The sequence below is a fragment of the Cellvibrio sp. KY-YJ-3 genome (assembly GCF_008806955.1).
Lineage (GTDB): Bacteria > Pseudomonadota > Gammaproteobacteria > Pseudomonadales > Cellvibrionaceae > Cellvibrio.
Genome location: NZ_CP031727.1, coordinates 4,066,789 through 4,087,022 on the forward strand (window position 1 = coordinate 4,066,789; position 20,234 = coordinate 4,087,022).

Consider the following 20,234-nt stretch of genomic DNA (forward strand, 5'->3'; position numbering starts at 1 on the left):
AGCATTTCTTTCCCATGCAGAAAATCGCACAACTTTTTCGTTTACTGATACTGATTGCATTCACTTCAACATTACTGGCCTGTAGCACCCATCGCTCTGCGCAAGACACCTGGCCAGACGCCATGCCTTCCCGCGCGTATTTTGTAAAAGTGTATGAGGCAGACAAAATCAATAAGCAAATCCAGACAAGAGATGAATACCTCACCTGGATTCTGCGTTTTTATAATGGCTGGGAGTTGTATCGCCGCGGCTGGATCAAAATGACCGATGAGCTGGTTGCCCAGGTACAAGATCCGCAACAAGTCACTGAAATCCGCTACAAAATCGACCGCATAGGGCGTTTGGTATCGGGCGAATGGGCTAAAAAGTCGGATACGCGCACTATTTATCTGCGCCATGTATCCATCTGGGGTAACGCGTTGTTGGAATCACTTGATCGCGACCAAGCCCTGCCCTTGATCAATCAAGTAAATCAGGATGTGGATGACCTGCTGGCACACAGAATCAAACCCGAGGTGATTACCGCCGACCGCTATTTCCCTGCCGATGAAGATGATCCTTTTTTGTAAGTAGTTCAGATCTCACCGCCCCAAAAACAAAAAATCCCCAACTGGGGATTTTTGCGTTAAGCGAACCAGATTAAACAACAACCTAAGAAGCCAGTACCTTAATTGCAATCTCGGAACCCGGCAGTTCATCGGCGGCGATCAATAAAATCATACCGATAAACATCGCCACTACGGCTAAATACCACAGTACTGAAAACCAGATGCCGTAGCGTGTTAAAGGGGGAATATCCTCCGCTAAACCTACGCGCCAACCAGCAAGAATATCAATTACTCCCAGCACAATAAAAAAGGTGATGAAATACAAACCCAACTTCCACGCCAATACAAAACACAGCGCGGAAATAATGAGCAAAGCCACCAATGCCAGATAATTGCGCCCGGAAAACACCAGCGATTTAACCACGCGCCCACCATCCAGCGGATGTACAGGAATCAGGTTAAACAAGTTCAACAGCGCACTGGTGGATGCCACCAAACCGGCAAAATGGCTTCCGGTAATCAGATACACGATATAAAAGGCTACCGTCAGGATCAGGCCAAATACCGGCCCCATCATGGAAATATACACATCCTGCCAGCGGGTTTTAGGCATATCACCCACCGCCAAACCACCCACAAACGGAATCAAATACATACCCTTGGTGGGCAGACCACATTTTTTCATCGCCCGTAAATGACCATATTCGTGAAATACCAATACGCCAATTAACGCCAGCGCAAATTCCAGGGTAAACATCACGCTGTACACGGCAACCGACGCGGCCATCAAGGCGACCTTTACCACTTGTGCGGCTTTTAAAAACTTGAAGGCGATTAACCCAATCGATAACCAGGAGTTACTCTTACCGGGAGCAGGCGCCGCACCTGGATTTACCCCATCGGCCAAGGTTTGCTGTTGCGCTGCAAACGCCTGGGCGGCAACCTGCTGCTCGGTAGAAACCGGCGCACGGCCTTCAATGACGCACTGCGTGTTGAGCCACAATTCGTAGTTCACGTCCCCTGCACGCAAGTTGAGTACATAAACCAATTTCATCGCCCCCAGTGCCGGCACGACAAACTCGTGGGTGCTAGTGATCCCAAAATTGCGGCTGCTGGACATCAACTGCCCATCAACCACGACTTGTTCTTCTCCCGTTGCCGGTGTCGCTGCGACCATAAATTCGTGGCCGGCATAGTCAAACGAAAATAACTGCATAAATTACAACTCAACATTCATCAATAAAATTTCACAACCCAAACACACCAAACATACACCCCGCCGGAGTTTTGCTGGCCTTAACCCCACCTTGCTAATAAACTGTGCGCTATTCGCGCACAGCGCTCAATCTGCAACGTCTTTCACTGAGTCAAGTATGTTACGTATAGGTCAGCAAAACCGCTTAAAAATCATCAAACACACCGATTTCGGCATTTTTCTTGATGGTGGCAAGTTTGGCAACATCTTATTACCCAAACGCTACGTGGCAGCTGATATGAAAATCGGCGAAGAGTTGGATGTATTTATTTATCTGGACTCAGACGACTGCATCATCGCCACCACCCTTACCCCTAAAGCCATGGTGGGTGAATGTGCGTTTTTGGAAGTGAAAGAAGTGAACAACGTGGGGGCATTTTTGGATTGGGGTCTACCCAAAGATTTACTGGTGCCTTACAGCGAGCAGCACAAACCCATGGAAGTGGGCCGCTCTTATGTGGTGTGTATTTATCAAGATGAATACACCGGCCGCATTACCGCGTCCTCGCGGTTAAACCGCCATTTGGAAGAGCGCGCCAGTGGTTTGCGCGCGCAGCAAGCCGTAGATTTAATTATTTGCGGCCGCAGCGATATGGGTTACAAAGCCGTTGTAAATCACACTCACCTGGGGCTTATTTTCCGCGACGATGCATTCCGTACCCTGCTCTACGGCGAAAAAGTAAAAGGTTATATCAAAGCAATTCGCGCTGATCGAAAAATTGATTTGAGTTTGCAAAAACACGCACGCGACACCAAAGAAGATTTAGCCGAAAAAATTCTCAGCGATCTGGAACAAAAAGGCGGCGTCTCCTACTTGACCGACAAAAGCGACCCGGATGCTATTCATAAAGCGTTTAACGTAAGCAAAGGCAATTACAAAAATGCCCTGAGCTTGCTTTATAAACAACGCAAAATTTTGATCGAAAAAGATAAAATTACTCTCGTATAAAAATTCACACTGGCACCACACAATATGAACAAGAACAAAACAATCCGCTGGGGCATTATTGGTGTTGGCAGTGTGTGCGAAGTAAAAAGTGGCCCGGGGTTTTACAAAAACCCCAACTCGCAATTGCTTGCGGTGATGCGTCGTGATCTTGAAAAAGCCAAAGACTATGCGCTACGCCATGAAGTCCCACGCTGGTATGACAATGCCGAAGCGCTGTTCAGCAATCCAGATATAGATGCCATTTATATCGCAACTCCACCCGCGCAACACAAAAACTACGCACTGGCAGCACTGGCCGCAGGCAAAGATGTCTATATCGAAAAACCCGTCACTCTCAATGCAGACGAATGCAAACAACTGATTGCTGCCGCCGAACAAAGTAGCAACAAAGTGTGTGTCGCGCACTACCGCCGCGCAATGCCCTGCTTTGTAAAAATTAAAGAGCTGTTGCGCACCGGTGCCATAGGCACACCACTACTGGCACAGATTGATATGTTGCGCCCCGCGCCTACAACACCGCCAAACGAAAATAATTGGCGACTTGACCCCGCCATTTCCGGCGGCGGTTTGTTTCACGATTTAGCACCGCATCAATTGGATTTAATGCTGCACTGGTTTGGCGGCGTAAACGCAGCCAAGGGGTTTTCACTTAACCAACGTCAATTGAGTGCAGCAGATGATCTGGTACAAGGTTGGGCGCAATTGGAATCCGGTGTTGTACTGCAAGGCCGTTGGCACTTTACCCTGGCGCCAATGTATAAGCGCGATCACTGTGAAATTATCGGGACACAAGGCAGTATCAGTTTCAGCTTTTTTGATGACACCGAGTTTCACGTCATTAATGGCGATGGTAAACACAGCATCAAGATGAATTATCCGCCGCATGTGCAACAGCCATTAATTGCACAGGTAAACGACTATTTCCGCGGCGAAGGTGACAACCCTTGCAGCTTGCAGGATGCATTGGCCGTGATGGAATTAATGGATTGTTTTAGCGCCATTTGAATAAATGTTTTATTACACGCCAATAAAATTAAAAAAATAAAATTAAAAAACCGCACCAAATTATTGCCTGACCATTTTGATTGCACCGCACCAACACATCACCTTGTCGTCTAAAATTTTATTAATTATTTTTTCACTCTGAATTGCGCATTAGTTGTGCGCAACATCACACACTTTTACCCGTTTTTGCGCGGCAAGCTTTTTGCTTATTACTAGAATGTAAAAAGTTATACATCCACCAAACAATTCAGACTGCATGGGCGTGCACATTCGCGTGCAATAGACCAACAACTCTGAATGCACTCTTCGTAATTCAATCTAACCCGAAAAACGCAAGGAGTTGTGATGTTTACTAAAAATGCTTTGCACTTGGCCATAACCACTACCAAAGTCTCGCTAACCAAATATCTGTTGCCGCTTGGCAGCACATTATTATTGTTAAGCCCCTCTGCATTAAGCCAAACCGGCAATCCAAATACCGCCAGTGAAATTGAAGAGTTGGTGGTAGTGGGTTCGCGCATTCGCCAAACCAATTTAAAAACAATATCACCAACCCAAATGATTACCCGCGAAAGTGCTGCCACCGCAGGGTTAAATTCCACGGTTGATTTATTGCAATCCAATGCCCTCACCGGTGGTGCATCACAAATCAATAATGCCTACGGTGGTTATGTCACCAATGGCGGCCCGGGTGCCAATACCATTTCCCTGCGCGGCTTGGGTGCAAGCCGCACACTGGTACTGATTAACGGCAGGCGTGTCGCTCCCTCCGGCACCCAAGGTGCAGTCGGCACGGCGGACTTAAATGTTTTACCCACCGCCATGATCGAACGTGTCGAAGTATTGCGCGATGGTGCCTCATCTATTTACGGTTCAGATGCAGTAAGCGGGGTTATTAACGTCATCACCAGAGAAGAGGTGGAAGGCTGGGCCATTGAAGGAGATTTTAATTACCCCACCGAAGGGGACGGTGAACAAATTCGTTTATCACTTTCCGGTGGCATGAACGAGGAACGTTTTTCACTTTCCGGTTCTTTTGATTATTACGAACGTAAACCACTCACCCTGGGTGACAGAAAGTGGACGCGCTGCAATCAGGATAAGCTGCGCGATCCGCAAACCGGAGAATCGGCAGATTTTATTGACCCTAATACGGGCAAATCAAAATGCTACCCCATCACCACTACGGGTTCGAATGGTGTAACCATTAATACCATTGGCACCCAGGGCGTCACAGCAGATAACTGGGATACTCTTGGCTTGAATGGCCCGGTCGTGGGCGGGCCCGGTTCATCCGGAACTACCTTTACCCGCTTTCGCCCTAACGCTTCAGTGACAACCGGCGTGATTGGCTACGAGGGAGTCGGCGGTGGCACTAATGACTTGAATGTGCGCGACACATTTGAACAACGCATGCTGAATGAAGATTTAATTTCCCCGGCAAAAACCTATACCGGTTTTTTACAAAGTAAATACGATTTGCAAACACTGGGGGACGCGCAATTATATGCCGAGCTGCTAGCGTCGCGGCGCGAGTCCAACCAAACCAGTTATCGTCAACTGTCCATGGATTACCGGCGCGGCAGCCCATTAATTCCCACTGAACTTGCCTACGGCGATTTTGCGGCCGACCAGGGAACCAGCGATGGAGAGCGGGTTGGTGTGCGCGCGTTTGTGGGTTTCGGCAACGACAGCAGCGTACAGGATATCGATTTTTACAAACCCACAATTGGTATACGCGGCGACCTGACATTTTTACCTGACTGGCGCTACGACATTTATGCCAGCTATGCCAAGTCGGATGCCAGCTATGAAAGGGATTCTTTCCTGATTGATAAACTCACCTACGCCAGCGACGCGATTAGTGCGCCCGCCGGTGTAGATCCAACACTGATTCGCGACGGTCTCACCTGTGAAATTAATATCACCAATCCCGATGAAAAATGCATTCCCTACCCGCATCTAACCGCTGCTGTGGTCGGGGGCGAATTACCACAAGACTTTAAAGATTATATTTTTCGCAATACCCAAGGCTCTACCGAATATGAAGAGTCCATTTTCAGCGCAATTATCGATGGCCCGCTATTTAATGTTCCCGCAGGTTCAGTGCAAGGCGTGTTTGGTATTGAACATCGCCGCATGGAAATTAATGATCAACCCGATGCAAACAGCATCGCTGGAAACCTTTTTAATTTGAGTAGTGCAACCCCCACAATTGGCGATGACAATGTCAACGAAATCTATACCGAAATTCAAATTCCGATTTTACTCGGGGCGAGATTTGCAGAAGAATTAACCCTTAACGGATCAATTCGTTATACCGATTATGATTCCTACGGCTCAGACGACACTTACAAAGTTGGTTTTATTTATTCACCCACGGATTGGATTTCACTGCGTGCATCGCGCGGTACTTCATTTCGCGCACCGGCGCTATTTGAACAATTTCAAGGCCCAACCAGCGGCTTTCGCTCTGCATCGCTTGACCCTTGTAACGAATACGGAGCAGACGGAATCAACCCAAATCGCGCGGCAAACTGCGCACTGGAATTGCCAGGGCAACCTGAGTTTCTGGCCACCAATGGCGTTGAAGTGTTTAGTTTGGGCGGCGCTGACGCAGGTTTATTTGCAGAGACATCCGACAACACCACCTACGGTATTATTTTCACCCCCACCCTTGGCGACAGCACGGATTTGAGCATCAGCATCGATTATTTTGATATTCAAATTAATAACGGCGTACAAAAAGCCGGGGAAGATGAAATTTTGGATCGCTGCTACGATTCCGCAGATTTTGCAGCCGACAAAGGTCTGTGCCGATTAGTGCGCCGCGACCCAATCACCAAACAATTAACAGTGAATGATACTTACACGAATCTCGCTACAGAAATTGTGCGTGGGTTGGACATCAATACCACACTTTCACAGGAGCTGGGGGCGGGCACAGTGTCGCTCAATTTAAGTTTGACACGATATTACGAACAGTCGTCCAAACTTTTCAGCGACGACCCGCTGGAAGAATTTAACGGCAGTTTGGAAAGCCCGGAGTTTGGCGGTTCAGGTGAAATAGGTTACGCAATCGACAGCTGGAAATTTACCTATGGCGTGGATTGGATTAGCAGCATGGATGGTTACGCGGAAGCTGATGAAGACCCCGCCGAAAGTTTTTCTGACTACAGGGTGCCAAGCTATCTTGAACACCGACTTTCCGCTCGCTACCAGGCAGACAATTGGAAAACCACAGTGGGTGTGCGCAACCTGACTAACGAAACACCACCAGAAATTTCTGCAGGCTACTACAACCGCGTTGGCAACTCACCGCTGTATAGTGGCTATGACTATGTTGGCAGAGAAGTATTTATCAGCTTTCAGGTTCAGTACTAATTAACAATATCTGGCGCTAGCAAAGGAATGCACTGCCAGGCTAAACACTCTTGCAATCAGATTCCGCGAAAGAGATACGGAAACAACTCCTGCTTTTCTTCCGCTGTTAATTTTTCCACCCGCGCTTTATTTATTTCTGGCACCGCTTCCACATCAGGAAAAAACTGCAGCGCCTTTTCCAAACTGGCTTCACGAATAATATGCAGGATTGGATAGGGCGCGCGATTGGTTAGGTTCTCGGCGTCGTCCGGTTCAGCGCCAGCAAAACAATAATCCGGGTGAAAGGTGGCCAACTGATAAACACCTGTCCAGCGATTGCGTTTAAGCAGCTGATCGGCCCAATTTAAAAATTGGTTGTAATCAAAAAAGTCCTGCAAGTGTTGCGGAATAATTAGCAGTGTTGTTTCTATTTCACTGGCAGGGGTTGCATCGAGCAATTCCAGTTCGCGCTGTAAATCCTGCAATAGCAGTTCATCGTCAGTGGCATTACTCACCACCATCCGCACGCGGTTTTCTCCTGTGGGTTTTGCGGCGAAGGGGCAAAGGTTTAAACCAATCACCACTGCATTTAGCCAGCGTGCCACAGCCACACGGGCAGCGGTATTTTGCTCCATAACTTAGGCCCCTGCCTGGCGCTGTTGCAGCAACAATCCCAACCCTTCAATAAAATCCAGCACCAACTCATCGTCGCAGGCTTTGAAATGCACATGACCTGGTTTGCGGAATAAGGCCGCAAGATCCGATTTAGTCAACTCAATGGTTGCCAACTTTAGTGCATCGCGCACTTGCTGTTCATGCAAGTTGTAGGCGATACGCAATTTTTTTAGCACATCGTTGTTAGAGATTTTGGCGTGTTTCTCAATCACCTCTTGTTCAGCGTCGTTTTTTTTGCCGCGTTGTTGTTCAATCAGGTTATTGAGGAAAATCAGCAACACATAATCCGGCATGGGTTCAAAGCCGGGCTGATAATCGGTTTTCAATAGGTTGGCGATTTCTTTATCGTTCAGGTCGATCGCAGACAGCGCAAATAACTGTTGGATTTGTAAGTTGCCCAGCGTAAGTGACTGGGTAATTTTGCGAAAAATATCGTTGGTTCTCATGGGGCTTGCTCTATGATTACAGCTGGATTTCACGCCATTCTACCGCAAATACCCCTTACCAGAGAGTCAAACTATGAACCCGTTTGTTGAGGTCGACCCCTTCGCACCAGAATTGGTAGCCGCGCGCAAACGCGCCAAACAACTCTGTCAGCAATTGAACGCCCTGCGCGCCGACCAAACCAAAGCGCGCAAACCGCTGTATCAAGAATTGTTCGGTCAGGTGTCGCGCGCCTATATTGAGCCCAGTTTTTTTTGCGATTATGGCAGCAACATTTTTTTGGGTGACGGCTTTTATGCCAACCATAACTGCGTGATTTTGGATGTAGCCGAAGTGCGCATTGGCAACAATGTAATGTTCGGCCCCAATGTACAAATCTACGCCACAACTCACCCACTCGACCCGCAGGAGCGTGCGACTGGAAAAGAGTTTTGCGCAGCCGTCACCATCGGCGATGACTGTTGGATTGGCGGTGGGGCGATTATTTTGGCAGGTGTGACTATTGGCAAAGGTTCGGTAATCGGTGCTGGCAGCCTGGTGAATAAAGATATTCCCGAAGGTGTAGTAACCGCAGGCAACCCTTGCAAGGTGATTAAAACGGTAACTGCCAATCAGCCCTAGCTGGAGTGGGGCGATTGTTGTCGGTAATGTTGTTTTTTAGCGGAATACATACGTTCATCAGCCAGCATCAACAAATTTTTAAGTGAATCTTTGTCGGTACTGGCAAACCCCATACTGAAGCTGATGGGAAGTGTTTCGCCTGCAATGTTCATGTGCAAATCACCACACTGTGCCTTCAGTCGCTCGGCAAAACCTTCACATACAGATTCAGTTGCCTGCTCCAGCAGCAAATAAAATTCGTCGCCGCCCACCCGCGCCACTGTGTCGTTTGCTCGCGCTGCTTTTTTAAGGGCGCGCGCTACTTCAACCAGCATTTGATCACCGTATTGGTGACCATAATGATCATTTACATATTTCAGCCCATTCACATCCACCACAAACACGCCGAAGTGGGCGGATTGATCTGTGGTCGGAAAGGCGGCAATTTTGTCGTTGTAACGGGCATTAAACAGATGACGATTAGGCAGCCCAGTAACTGAATCCAAATGGGCCAGTTGATGCAGCTGGGCATTGAGGCGGTGCTGGCGCAGCGCCGAGGAGAGCATGCTACACAACACCATAAGCGCCTCCTCTGCCAGTTTGCTGCGGTCACTGCGTGCGGTGATTAAAAACCCCTGATAATCCACCCCCTCACCACCAATCGCAAACAGGTGCGGCTAACAATCACCTCGTCACCGGCTAGCAGGCGCAATAAGGCTGGCTGACGCTGGTGAGGGTCCACACCCGCCTGCACCAACTTTTCCGCATTAACTACAACCAGCAGCAGGCCATCCACTTGAAACGGTTGGGACAGGGAACTACTGGCCGTGAGTATCGGCCGGATAAAAATCAGCGTTCGCGGCTTCTCCGGCAAACTGGGCGAAATAAACAATCGCGGGCGTGGATCACTGATGGATTCAGGCGATGAAACGACCTGCGCCATGTAGGGCTCGTAGGCCGAAATATCCTCTGTGAGCGCCCAGGTGGGGATAACCTGTATAGGGAAAAACTCTTTATCGATCAGCATTACCGTTTCAGCTGCCGGATTAGTGCCAAGATAAGCTTCGATTTTTTGCACGGAAATGGGCGACAAAATGGGCATGGAGAGCGAGCGAATAACCGAGCCATCGCTGGCGATGCGATCCAGATCCCCCATTAACTGCAGCATGGCCTGCGTCAACTGAAACGAAAAACGCTCGGTTTCATGCACCAACTCGCGCTGGTAGCTGGCAACTTGCCGCTCATAGTCGGCGAGCAATTGATAAATACACAAAATTATTAGCGGCACTGCAATGACAGCCCACACCAGCAGTAAGACTGTGCGACGAAAACTCGGAACGGCCTGCTGGGTCAAGATCGGCTCCTCAGGGGTTAGCAGTAGCTGGCGTCACCATGCGCTGGGCATTGCGAATATGACGCTCGGCCAACTGCTGCATATATTTTGCGGCGGCCTGTCCATCCAGTGCGCCTTCGCGGTGACGTAAAAAGCCTTTGCCCATCGCATCCCAAATGAAGGTCATCTCTTTATCTGCCGGCAGGGGTTTGGTTTCCGCCATGAGTTCAATGGTTTTTTTAAGGTAGCCACGTGCATTTTTCTGCGCGTGCTCAAATGCCGCCTGTTCAACGGGAATTGCGCCCATCGCCAGCCAGAAATGCTTTTGCACTGCGGTGCTTTGCAGGTAATTGGCGAGTTTAAGCAACTGCGCGCGTTTACTGCCCGTCAGGCTTTGGTTGGGGAAGGACAATACATGGGAGCTGAAGGTGGGTACCATTTTGCGCCCATCGGCGGTAGGAATAGCACTGACGCCCAGATCTTCCCCCAGAGCGGCATGAAACTCCTTGCCAATCCAGTCACCATTGATGGTGTAAGCCACTGCCCCGCTTTTAAACAGATCGACCGCACACTGGTAACTGCACCCTGGATAGGACAATTCACGTTGGCGTAGCGTTTTATAAAAATCGAGAACTCTTCCAGAATTGCGCCGAAAGAATCTTTGGCATAGGTGTAGATAATCGATAGGCCATCATTGGCCCGTGAAGGTTGCACACAGCAGAGCAGCGCTATAGCCACGAAAGCGCGAATTTTTATCGGTATCAACCGCCATTCCCCGTTTTTAAATTGCCGATGACAGCAAGAATAGACCAACCTTGCAGGATTTGATGGGCGCACGATCCATCCCAATAACCAGCCATTCGCAGCCAAGTGTATGTTTTTGCTTGCCCAATGGCGCCAATTTTTTTAAGGTGTCCCACCCCGGGCTTACCTGAACCAGCGTATACCCTCTTTGATCGACAGCGCTACACCCTGAAAGCATCACCATAATAAACGCGCGATTTTCCTGGCGATCCCGCAAATCCCTACGCCAATAACGGCATGCTTCATCGCCGATAAGTACCACGAGGAGTCTGTTTTTATGCAAATGACACTGTTTGAGCAAGCGCTCGACTTACTGATTTTTGGCATGGGCACGGTCTTTGTGTTCCTCGCCCTATTGGTTGTCGCGGTCAATATGATGTCGCGTTTTATCGATACCTACTTCCCGGAGGCGGTGGTAGAAGAAGCGCCGGCACCTAAACGCAAAACGACTTCCGACGCGATTGACCCCACTACCCTCGCCGTTATTCAGGCAGCCATTCGTCAACATCGCGACAAACAATCGCGCGGCTGATTCAGGAGTTTTTACCATGATGAACAACAATAACCCTCTGGGAATTACCGATGTAGTGCTGCGCGACGCGCACCAGTCATTGTTTGCCACCCGCCTGCGTTTGGATGACATGCTGCCGATTGCCGAAAAGCTGGACAGGGTAGGCTTTTGGTCGCTCGAATCCTGGGGCGGCGCCACCTTTGATGCCTGCATTCGTTATTTGGGTGAAGACCCTTGGGATCGCATTCGCGAACTCAAAAAAGCCATGCCCAAAACCCCGCAGCAAATGTTGCTGCGCGGCCAGAACCTGCTGGGCTATCGCCACTATGCCGACGATGTTGTTGAGAGTTTTGTGGAGCGCGCAGCGGTCAGCGGTGTCGATGTATTCCGCGTATTTGATGCGATGAACGATATGCGCAATATCGAAATTGCCATGAAAGCGGTAAAACGCCACGGCAAACATGCGCAGGGCACACTCTCTTACACCCTGAGCCCGGTACACAATCTGGATGGCTGGGTTGCCCAAGCCAAACAAATCGAAGACATGGGCGCCGACTCGATTTGTATCAAAGACATGGCCGGCCTGCTCAAACCCTACGACGGTTTTAAACTGGTCAAACGCCTCAAAGCCGAGTGCGACATTCCCATTCATATGCAGTGCCATGCCACCACCGGCTTGGCGCACGCGACTATTTTGAAGTGCGTGGAAGCGGGCATCGACAATGTGGATACCGCTATTTCCTCCATGTCCATGACCTACGGCCACAGCCCAACTGAAACTCTGGTCGCCACCCTTGAGGGCACCAATCGCGACACCGGATTGGATTTGGTACTGCTGGAAGAAATCGCCACCTACTTCCGTGAAATTCGCAAAAAATACGCGAAGTTTGAAGGCTCATTAAAAGGTGTGGATGCGCGCATCCTCATCGCCCAGGTTCCCGGTGGCATGTTGACCAATATGGAAAGCCAACTGCGCGAGCAAGGCGCCATCGACCGTTTTGATGAAGTGCTGGGCGAGATCCCGCGCGTGCGTGAAGATTTGGGCTTTATCCCGCTTGTAACCCCCACCTCGCAAATCGTTGGCACCCAAGCGGTGTTGAATGTGCTGAGCGGCGAACGCTATAAAAATATCTCCAAAGAAACTGCCGGTGTATTGCGCGGTGAATATGGCGCAACGCCCGCACCCATGAACGCCGAACTGCAGGCAAAAGTATTGCAAGACGGCGAACTGCCCATTACCTGCCGCCCGGCGGATAACCTCGCACCGGAACTGGCGCAACTGACATCGGCGCTGGAAAAAGAAGCGGCACTGCGCAATATCACCCTGAGAACCGGTGAAAACGCACTGGATGATGTACTCACCTACGCGCTCTTTCCACAGATCGGCCTGCGCTTTTTGGAGCATCGCAACAACCCAACCGCATTTGAGCCGGCACCTACTGGTAAAGAGTCATCGCTAGTGACCAATGACGCGGGTGAAGAAATTTATACCGTGGAAGTGGAAGGCAAAAAATATACGGTAAGCGTCAATAACGGGGGCGACCTGACCGGTATCAAGCCCCTGCACACGGGAACCAGTACCTCGGCCAGCAAACCGGCCGCCGATGTACAAGCGCGCCCAGTCAATGCACCTCTGGCAGGCAATATCATCAAAATTGCGGTTAATGTTGGCGATGAAGTGCAGGAAGGCGATCTATTACTGCTGCTGGAAGCCATGAAAATGGAAACCCAGATCAGTGCGCCCTGCAGCGGTACTGTCACCAGTATCGATGTCAAAACCGGCGATTCTGTCGTGGTTGGCAAAACCCTGCTTGCGATTGCGGGGGAATAATTGATGGATACCCTGTTACGACTCTGGCAATCCACCGGCATTTACCACATGCAGTCCGGTCAGATGATCATGATCGGCATTTGCCTGCTACTGCTGTTCCTCGCCATCCGCAAAGGTTTTGAGCCAATGCTGTTGGTGCCTATTGGTTTTGGCGGCCTGCTGGCCAACCTGCCTGCGGCGGGCCTCGCGTTTTCGGCGGTGGAACACGCACTGCACAACGGGACGCCCGAAATAGGTATCGTCCTGGCCCAACTTGCAGGCCTGAGCGCTGACACGGCGGATGCCGTAATCTATAAAGCGCTCAGTAACGGCAGCCCGGAACTCTACCAAACAGCACTGCACACCGCGCAGGCAGCTGGCTATAACGACGGTATGCTCTACACCTTTTACAAGGTGGCGATTGCCAGCGGTATCGCGCCACTGGTAATTTTTATCGGTGTCGGCGCCATGACCGACTTTGGCCCCCTGCTCGCCAACCCCAAAACCCTGCTACTTGGAGCTGCCGCACAGTTTGGTATTTTTGCGACAGTATTGGGGGCAATTGGATTAAGTTATTTCGGCCTGGACTTCTCTATCGCCGACGCCGCAGCCATTGGCATTATTGGTGGCGCCGATGGCCCAACGGCGATCTATGTCGCCAGCAAGTTGGCCCCTGACTTACTGGGCGCCATCGCGGTCGCGGCCTACAGTTACATGGCACTGGTACCGCTGATCCAACCTCCCATCATGCGCCTGCTCACCACCCAGGCTGAACGCGGCATTGTGATGCAGCAGCTGCGCACCGTGAGCAAACGCGAAAAAATCATTTTCCCGATTGTGATGCTGGCATTGGTCGGCCTGATTCTGCCGGATGCCACTCCGCTGCTCGGCGCTTTCTGTTTGGGCAACCTGATGCGTGAATCGGGCGTGGTGGATCGCCTGTCTGATACCGCGCAAAACGCGCTAATCAATATCACCACCATCTTCCTCGGCTTGGCAGTGGGTTCAAAACTGGCGGCGGATAAATTCCTCGATCCCAAAACCCTGGGCATTCTGGCACTGGGTATTGTGGCCTTTGGTATTGGCACTGCCGCCGGCGTGCTAATGGCCAAAGCCATGAACCTGTTCTGCAAACACAAAATCAATCCACTGATTGGCTCTGCCGGTGTCTCGGCAGTACCTATGGCAGCGCGTGTGTCCAACAAACTTGGCCTACAAGCCAACCCACAGAACTACTTGTTGATGCATGCGATGGGGCCAAATGTAGCCGGGGTTATAGGCTCAGCCATTGCAGCGGGCGTGATGATTACCATTGTGTCCAACTTGCCAGCGGGTTAATCACACAATCGCAAAACAACTGCAAAAAAACAAAAAGGGGCTGCAAACAAACGTTTGCAGCCCCTTTTTTATTGCCGTCATTGAGCCCTTTGCTAACCACTCAATCCAAAATAATATGCGGTAAAAAACGCGATGTATCTTTGGTGATCAAGGTTGCATCCTCGCGGATGCAAATTCCCGCAGCGCTGTCGCCCACTACCCAACTACCAAGCATGGCGTAGGTGTCGGCGTTGCGATATTCGTCGCGGAATTTTGGCAGTGCATGTAAGGCTTGGCGCACGTAGCGGCCGTCGGCATAGGGGCCTGCGGCGGAAATTTTTTCACCACTGCTGGTGATTAAATCCACGTTGGCACCTTCACGCGACAACAGCGGTTTACGCACCCATCCCGCACCCAGTGGCTCGCTGCTTGCCGTTTCAAAAAACGCGGGCAACAAATTGGGGTGATTGGGGTAGCGAGTCCACAGCAGCGGCAAAATACCTTTATTGGATAACAACATTTTCCACGCTGGTTCGAGCATTTGGGTGTTGGCGGCCATGATGGTTTTGGCAAAATCTTCCTGCACCATAAATTCCCAAGGGTACAACTTGAACAGGCCTTTTATCGGTTGATTATCCAAATCGACAAATTGCTCTTGCAGCTCGCCAATATCCTCCAGCGGGATATAGCGCACATCCACACCCGCTTGCGCCGCCATGTCCATTAGATAATTTACGGTGCCCAAGTCCTCCAAATTATCGCGCACGCTGGCGAAATAAAAGGGCTGGGGTAAATTAAGCTGCGCAAAAGCGGCTTCGATTTTGTCGTGTAGGGAATTGAATTGGTCGGCACTTTCCGGCAACACACCATTTTTGATTTGATCTTCCAACCAGACCCATTGGAAAAATCCGGTTTCAAATAATGATGTTGGTGTGTCGTAATTTAATTCCAACAATTTGGCGGGGCCAAAACCGTTGTAAACCAAATCCATCCGCCCATACAAATGGGGTTCGCCTTTGTTCCAGGAATTCCAGATATAACTCCAGAAATCGCGCGGGATATTCAGCAGCGTGAGCATTTCTTCGCTGCGAGTAATATCGCCCACCATATCCATCACCATCTGGTGCAACTCTTCGGTGGGCGCTTCCAAATCCTCTTCAATTTGGCGCAAGTTGAATTGGTAATACGCGGTTTCATCCCAATAGGGTTCGCCGTCAAACGTGTGAAAATTAAATCCAACTTCTTCGGCGTAAGCGCGCCAATTCGCGCGCTCGGCAACACTGATGCGTTTCATGCATTAACCACCAAAACTATTGCGTGCAGCCGCTTGCTGGCCAAAACCACCGCGACGAACTACCTGGCCGACTTGCGGTTTTACTTGCGAAGGTTTGAGGGTGATAGGGCCAATGCCTTTGGCAACCGGCGTATTGGTCGCGGTGCGGAAAGTGCCGCGGTCATCGCGCGATTTGTACAGCGGTTGTGTCGGAACTTTTGAGCCAGCACCCGCCGCTGCGGGCTGTTGCAAATTACTGCCGCCGCGATTCATCATCTGCCCCGCGAGAAAACCCATCATCATCGGCATAAATACACTGCCACCCTGTGCAGTTTGCTGCGGCGCGGTTTCACATTGGCCAGCACCAAAGTCGGTTTCACATTCTTCTTTGTTCAAATACTTGGGCGCCACTTGCGGGTGCAAGGCTTGGGCAGCAGCGTAATCCGCATTGCATTGTGTTGTGTCATTCAACCCGGCTGCACTGCACTCGCTCGGGTCGCTGAATACCATCGCCTGCTCGCTCTCCTCACCACACCCGGCGAGCAACAGGGTTGCCACAGGAACCATCAATACCAATGCGGCTTTTTTACTGCGTTTCATTACTGCTCGTTTAGTCTGTTTCATAATTTAATGGCCTGCAAAAGATTAATAAGTCATACACGCGGCGTTGATCAAACCTACAGCAATGGCACTCGCTGCCACAAAACTGCCGGTTGCTACTTCGCCTTGGTTAATGCGTTCCGGCAATTGTTTGATGGCCACACGCAGCACCACAAAGGTTAATACCTGCACCACTAGGGCGACGGCACCCCATACTGCACAATCCAGCAGCGACATAGAGTTGGTAATGGCGCTAGCCAGTGGCAGCGCAAAGCCAATTAGCGCGCCGCCAAATGCCAATGCGGCAGCGACATTATTAGCGCGGATTAACGCCAGCTCATCCTGTGGCGTCACCCAGGTATAGATACGAATAAATAACAGCAATAGCACAATTGCCATCGCAAAATACGCCAGAAAAGCGGGCAAGCCGTTAAGTGATGACAAGGTAGTTTCAAGCATGAATAGTTCCTTTGTTGGCAGGGTGATAAATGGAAAACTGGCGGGATTCTGACATAAAAGTCCACATGGCTCTATCGGCAGATTCTATCCTTCAATATAAGCGCACAAGGCGCGGGAGTTTTGCCCATGATTACACGCTATTTCTGGCACACTCAGTGAATTCTATTGCCAAGTATTTTTCGGTACTTCGATGAACATCAGGAACAGCCGCCTTATGAACAAGCGCCTTATCAACAAAAGCATCAGGAAAATGTTGATGCCAAGCCTACTGCTCGCACTCGCTGCACAACTCACGGCCTGCAGCGACCACAACGCCAATCTCGCACTCGGCACCCTGGAGCGCGACCGCATAGTGCTCAAAGCCACCGCTGCCGAAATTATCACCCAACTGCCTATTGCCGAGGGCAGCGATGTCAAAGCGGGCGATTTATTGCTGCAACTGGATGATCGCCGCCAGCAGGCACTGGTTGCCAAAGCCGATGCCAATCTCGCCAGCGCGCAAGCCAATCTCACCAAATTACAAAACGGCGCGCGGACGGAAGATATAGCCGCTGCGCGCTCGCAAGTAAAAGGCGCAGAAGCGCAGTTAGTTGAAGCGCAAAAAACCTTTGCCCGCGCTGAAACATTGGTGAGCAAAAAACTAGCCGGTGCCGCCGAGTTGGACAGTGCGCGCGCCAAACGCGATTCAGCGCAAGCCAACCTCGATAAATCCCACGAGAATCTGTTGTTACTTACCAACGGCACCCGCGAAGAAGATTTGCAGCAAGCCGAAGCGCAAGTCGCACTCGCCAAGGCTGCGTTGGAGTTGGAGCAGTACAATTTGGGCGAGCTAAGTATTCGCGCCACCAGTGATGCGCGGTTGGATCATTTGCCCAAACATCTGGGCGAGCGCACCAGCATCGGCGAAGCAGTGGCGACTTTGCTTGATAAAAATGCGCCCTACGCGCGGATTTATGTTCCCGAAACACATCGCCTGAACGTCAACGCAGGACAAGAATTGGTGATCCATATTGATGGCCTAGAGCAGCCCCAAACCGGCAAGCTGCGCTGGGTTTCACAAGACCCGGCCTTTACGCCCTACTTCGCACTTAACTCCACCGATCGCGCGCGCCTTGTGTATTTAGCCGAAGTGCAATTGCCCGCGTCCGCCGCCAATTTACCGAGCGGTTTGCCGGTACAGGTTGAGCTGCCCCATGATTGATTTAAAAGAGCCGAGCACTCAAGACTGGGCGATAGAAACCATCGGCATGACCCGTCGCTTTGGCGATTTTGTCGCCGTAGACCAGCTGGATCTACGTATCCCCCACAAAACCATTTACGGTTTCCTCGGTCCGAATGGCTGCGGCAAATCCACCAGCATGCGTTTGATCACTGGCCTGCTCACGCCGAGTGCAGGCAGCGTGCGTGTGCTGGGCATGGATATTCCGGAGCAAGCGGAATTGCTGCGCCGTCGCCTCGGTTATATGACGCAAAAGTTTTCGCTCTACGACGATTTAACCGTGCAGGAAAACCTGCGGTTTATGGCGCAGATCTACAACCTGGAAAGCCGCAGCGTAAAACAACTGATCGACAGCCAGCTCAGCCGCTATCAGCTGGATGAACGCAAAACCCGTCTTGCCGGTGCACTCAGCGGCGGGCAACGCCAGAGGCTGGCACTTGCGGCAGCTACCTTACATCAACCGGAATTGCTGATTCTGGACGAACCCACCTCCGCCGTAGATCCGGAAAACCGGCGCGATTTTTGGGAAAAATTGTTCGACCTCTGCGATAGCGGCACTACCATTCTGGTCTCTACCCACTACATGGACGAAGCTGAGCGCTGCCACGGCTTGGCAATTATGGAAAGCGGCGTGAAACGCGCCGATGGTGCACCTGCGCAACTAATGCGCGAGCTGGGCGCCCGGGTGGTTGAAATCGATGGCGAGAATTTGCGTCTGCTCAAACAACAACTGGGCGAGCTGCCGGAAGTCGTCTCGATTGCACAACAGGGCACACATTTGCGCGTGCTTATCAAAGAATCCATTGATGAGCCGGAAAGCTGGCTGCGCACCACACATCCCGCATTGGTCGCCAATCGCCAGATACATGCGGTACGCCCGAGTCTGGAAGACGTGTTTGTCCATTGCACTGGCAGTAATGCAGCTGACGGACAAGGAGCACGGCAATGAACGCCTTCAGCCAGAGTTTGCAACGTATAGGCGCAATTGTGTTTAAAGAGCTACGCCAGTTGACGCGCGACCGCCCCACCTTCGGCATGATTGTGATGGTGCCTTTGATCCAACTGTTGTTATTTGGTTTTGCGATCAACACCAATGTGCGCGATTTACCCGTGGGCGTGGTGGACTTGAGCCATACCCAAACCGCGCGCGCGTTAATTAGCGACCTTACCGCCACCCAAGTCGTGAGTTTTACCGAAACCTATCAAACCCCCAAGCAAGCGGAAGACGCAATTCGCCGTGGCCATGTGCACGCAGTGTTGGTGATCCCCGAGGATTTTGGCCAACGGCTGCAAGACCAACGCCCGATCGCCCAATGGCTGATCGACGGTTCCGATACCATGGTCGGAAATGCCCTGCTCGCATTACAACAAATGCCTTTCGCCAGTGGTTTTGAGGCACAGCCCATCGCGCGCAAAAACACATTTGAAGTCGCACTCTTTTTTAATCCCGAGCGGCGCTCAGCCATTAATATCGTGCCCGGGCTGGTGGCGATTGTGCTTACCATGACCATGGTGATGTTCACCTCGGCAGCACTAGTACGCGAGCGCGAGCGCGGTAACCTGGAATTGCTGATCACTACGCCGGTGCGCTCCAGCGAAATTATGATCGGTAAAATCGTGCCCTATATTTTTGTCGGCCTGATTCAGGTGTCGATTATTCTCGGCCTCGGGCATTTGATTTTTGATGTGCCAATCAACGGCCGGTTGGATCAGTTGGTGCTCGGCGTCTTCGCCTTTATCAGCGCTAGCCTGACGCTTGGCCTGCTGGTATCCACCATCGCCAAAACCCAATTACAGGCGATGCAGCTCACGGTGTTTCTGCTAATTCCATCGATATTACTTTCCGGCTTTATGTTCCCCTACGAGGGAATGCCAGAAGCGGCGCAGTGGATTGCCGAGGCGCTGCCTGCGACTCACTTTATCCGCATGGTGCGCGCCATAGTCTTACGCGGCGCAACGCTGGAAGATTTGCAGCCGGATTTATGGTGGCTGATCGGGTTTACCGTGCTTGGGGTGATAGCGGCGGCAAGTCGCTTTAAGAAACGCCTGGACTAGGCGTAGAATCAATG

Annotated in this window: 20 protein-coding genes; 11 read left to right on the forward strand and 9 right to left on the reverse strand. The window is 51.0% G+C overall.

Features of this window, described 5'->3' with window-relative positions; all coding sequences use genetic code 11:
* Positions 1 to 14: 14 nt before the first annotated feature.
* A complete protein-coding gene (locus D0B88_RS17225; RefSeq protein WP_007643098.1) occupies positions 15 to 569 on the forward strand; it encodes a hypothetical protein in 555 nt (184 codons plus the stop codon).
* An 82-nt stretch (positions 570 to 651) separates the two neighbouring features.
* Here the strand turns inward: D0B88_RS17225 and D0B88_RS17230 are convergent, their stop codons facing one another.
* Positions 652 to 1,764 carry a site-2 protease family protein gene (locus tag D0B88_RS17230; protein ID WP_151058691.1) on the reverse strand — a complete coding sequence of 371 codons (1,113 nt, stop codon included), beginning with the start codon at positions 1,762 to 1,764 and terminating at the stop codon, positions 652 to 654.
* 157 nt (positions 1,765 to 1,921) lie between these two features.
* On the opposite strand from D0B88_RS17230, the gene D0B88_RS17235 reads away from it, so the two are divergent.
* From D0B88_RS17235 to D0B88_RS17245, 3 genes are all read left to right on the forward strand, one after another.
* Positions 1,922 to 2,752 (forward strand): S1 RNA-binding domain-containing protein, encoded by an 831-nt coding sequence (locus D0B88_RS17235; protein WP_151058692.1) that lies wholly within the window; start codon positions 1,922 to 1,924, stop codon positions 2,750 to 2,752.
* Positions 2,753 to 2,776: 24 nt separating this feature from the next.
* Positions 2,777 to 3,757 (forward strand): Gfo/Idh/MocA family protein, encoded by a 981-nt coding sequence (locus D0B88_RS17240; RefSeq protein WP_151058694.1) that lies wholly within the window; start codon positions 2,777 to 2,779, stop codon positions 3,755 to 3,757.
* Positions 3,758 to 4,102: 345 nt separating this feature from the next.
* Complete coding sequence (locus tag D0B88_RS17245; RefSeq protein ID WP_151058696.1) at positions 4,103 to 7,141, forward strand: TonB-dependent receptor domain-containing protein; 3,039 nt, start codon at positions 4,103 to 4,105, stop codon at positions 7,139 to 7,141.
* A gap of 56 nt (positions 7,142 to 7,197) precedes the next feature.
* Here D0B88_RS17245 and D0B88_RS17250 read toward each other — a convergent pair whose 3' ends face one another.
* Together D0B88_RS17250 and D0B88_RS17255 are read right to left on the reverse strand one after the other, a co-directional pair.
* Positions 7,198 to 7,755, reverse strand: a complete 558-nt coding sequence (locus tag D0B88_RS17250; RefSeq protein ID WP_151058698.1) for a DUF1415 domain-containing protein — start codon at positions 7,753 to 7,755, stop codon at positions 7,198 to 7,200.
* Positions 7,756 to 7,758: 3 nt separating this feature from the next.
* Positions 7,759 to 8,241 carry a DUF1456 family protein gene (locus D0B88_RS17255; protein WP_007643115.1) on the reverse strand — a complete coding sequence of 161 codons (483 nt, stop codon included), beginning with the start codon at positions 8,239 to 8,241 and terminating at the stop codon, positions 7,759 to 7,761.
* Positions 8,242 to 8,314: 73 nt separating this feature from the next.
* On the opposite strand from D0B88_RS17255, the gene D0B88_RS17260 reads away from it, so the two are divergent.
* The gene (locus D0B88_RS17260) at positions 8,315 to 8,860 is read left to right on the forward strand and encodes a sugar O-acetyltransferase (protein ID WP_151058700.1); all 546 of its coding nucleotides are present in this window, start codon (positions 8,315 to 8,317) and stop codon (positions 8,858 to 8,860) included.
* Here D0B88_RS17260 and D0B88_RS17265 read toward each other — a convergent pair.
* Genes D0B88_RS17265 through D0B88_RS17275 form a run of 3 tightly spaced genes read right to left on the reverse strand, consistent with a single transcriptional unit; the run spans position 8,857 to position 10,857 of the window.
* The gene (locus tag D0B88_RS17265) at positions 8,857 to 9,420 is read right to left on the reverse strand and encodes a GGDEF domain-containing protein (protein WP_151058702.1); all 564 of its coding nucleotides are present in this window, start codon (positions 9,418 to 9,420) and stop codon (positions 8,857 to 8,859) included. The genes D0B88_RS17260 and D0B88_RS17265 overlap by 4 nt on opposite strands.
* Before the next feature lie 44 nt (positions 9,421 to 9,464).
* On the reverse strand, positions 9,465 to 10,193 hold the full coding sequence (locus D0B88_RS17270; RefSeq protein ID WP_151058704.1) for a hypothetical protein: 729 nt from the start codon (positions 10,191 to 10,193) through the stop codon (positions 9,465 to 9,467).
* Between the two features lie 10 nt (positions 10,194 to 10,203).
* Positions 10,204 to 10,857, reverse strand: coding sequence for an extracellular solute-binding protein (locus D0B88_RS17275; protein ID WP_151058706.1), 654 nt, complete (start codon positions 10,855 to 10,857; stop codon positions 10,204 to 10,206).
* 396 nt (positions 10,858 to 11,253) lie between these two features.
* On the opposite strand from D0B88_RS17275, the gene D0B88_RS17280 reads away from it, so the two are divergent.
* The 3 genes from D0B88_RS17280 to D0B88_RS17290 are packed head-to-tail and all read left to right on the forward strand — an operon-like array spanning position 11,254 to position 14,635.
* Entirely contained in the window at positions 11,254 to 11,508 is a 255-nt protein-coding gene (locus tag D0B88_RS17280; RefSeq protein WP_151058708.1) for an OadG family protein, read from the forward strand.
* A gap of 16 nt (positions 11,509 to 11,524) precedes the next feature.
* Positions 11,525 to 13,318 carry a sodium-extruding oxaloacetate decarboxylase subunit alpha gene (oadA, locus tag D0B88_RS17285; protein WP_151058710.1) on the forward strand — a complete coding sequence of 598 codons (1,794 nt, stop codon included), beginning with the start codon at positions 11,525 to 11,527 and terminating at the stop codon, positions 13,316 to 13,318.
* A gap of 3 nt (positions 13,319 to 13,321) precedes the next feature.
* Positions 13,322 to 14,635, forward strand: a complete 1,314-nt coding sequence (locus tag D0B88_RS17290; RefSeq protein ID WP_151058712.1) for a sodium ion-translocating decarboxylase subunit beta — start codon at positions 13,322 to 13,324, stop codon at positions 14,633 to 14,635.
* Positions 14,636 to 14,735: 100 nt separating this feature from the next.
* On the opposite strand, the gene D0B88_RS17295 is transcribed toward D0B88_RS17290, so the two are convergent.
* Genes D0B88_RS17295 through D0B88_RS17305 form a run of 3 tightly spaced genes read right to left on the reverse strand, consistent with a single transcriptional unit; the run spans position 14,736 to position 16,946 of the window.
* Positions 14,736 to 15,908, reverse strand: coding sequence for a glutathionylspermidine synthase family protein (locus D0B88_RS17295; protein ID WP_151058714.1), 1,173 nt, complete (start codon positions 15,906 to 15,908; stop codon positions 14,736 to 14,738).
* A gap of 3 nt (positions 15,909 to 15,911) precedes the next feature.
* Entirely contained in the window at positions 15,912 to 16,487 is a 576-nt protein-coding gene (locus D0B88_RS17300) for a DUF1190 domain-containing protein (protein ID WP_151058716.1), read from the reverse strand.
* Positions 16,488 to 16,532: 45 nt separating this feature from the next.
* On the reverse strand, positions 16,533 to 16,946 hold the full coding sequence (locus D0B88_RS17305; protein ID WP_007643139.1) for a DUF350 domain-containing protein: 414 nt from the start codon (positions 16,944 to 16,946) through the stop codon (positions 16,533 to 16,535).
* 256 nt (positions 16,947 to 17,202) lie between these two features.
* Here D0B88_RS17305 and D0B88_RS17310 point away from each other — a divergent pair, with 256 nt between their 5' ends.
* From D0B88_RS17310 to D0B88_RS17320, 3 genes are read left to right on the forward strand one after another with little or no spacing between them, the layout of a single operon-like run.
* The gene (locus tag D0B88_RS17310; RefSeq protein WP_225318435.1) at positions 17,203 to 18,147 is read left to right on the forward strand and encodes an HlyD family secretion protein; all 945 of its coding nucleotides are present in this window, start codon (positions 17,203 to 17,205) and stop codon (positions 18,145 to 18,147) included.
* A complete protein-coding gene (locus D0B88_RS17315) occupies positions 18,140 to 19,114 on the forward strand; it encodes an ABC transporter ATP-binding protein (RefSeq protein WP_151058720.1) in 975 nt (324 codons plus the stop codon). Before D0B88_RS17310 ends, D0B88_RS17315 begins: the two co-directional genes overlap by 8 nt.
* The gene (locus D0B88_RS17320) at positions 19,111 to 20,220 is read left to right on the forward strand and encodes an ABC transporter permease (RefSeq protein ID WP_151058722.1); all 1,110 of its coding nucleotides are present in this window, start codon (positions 19,111 to 19,113) and stop codon (positions 20,218 to 20,220) included. Before D0B88_RS17315 ends, D0B88_RS17320 begins: the two co-directional genes overlap by 4 nt.
* Positions 20,221 to 20,234: the final 14 nt, after the last annotated feature.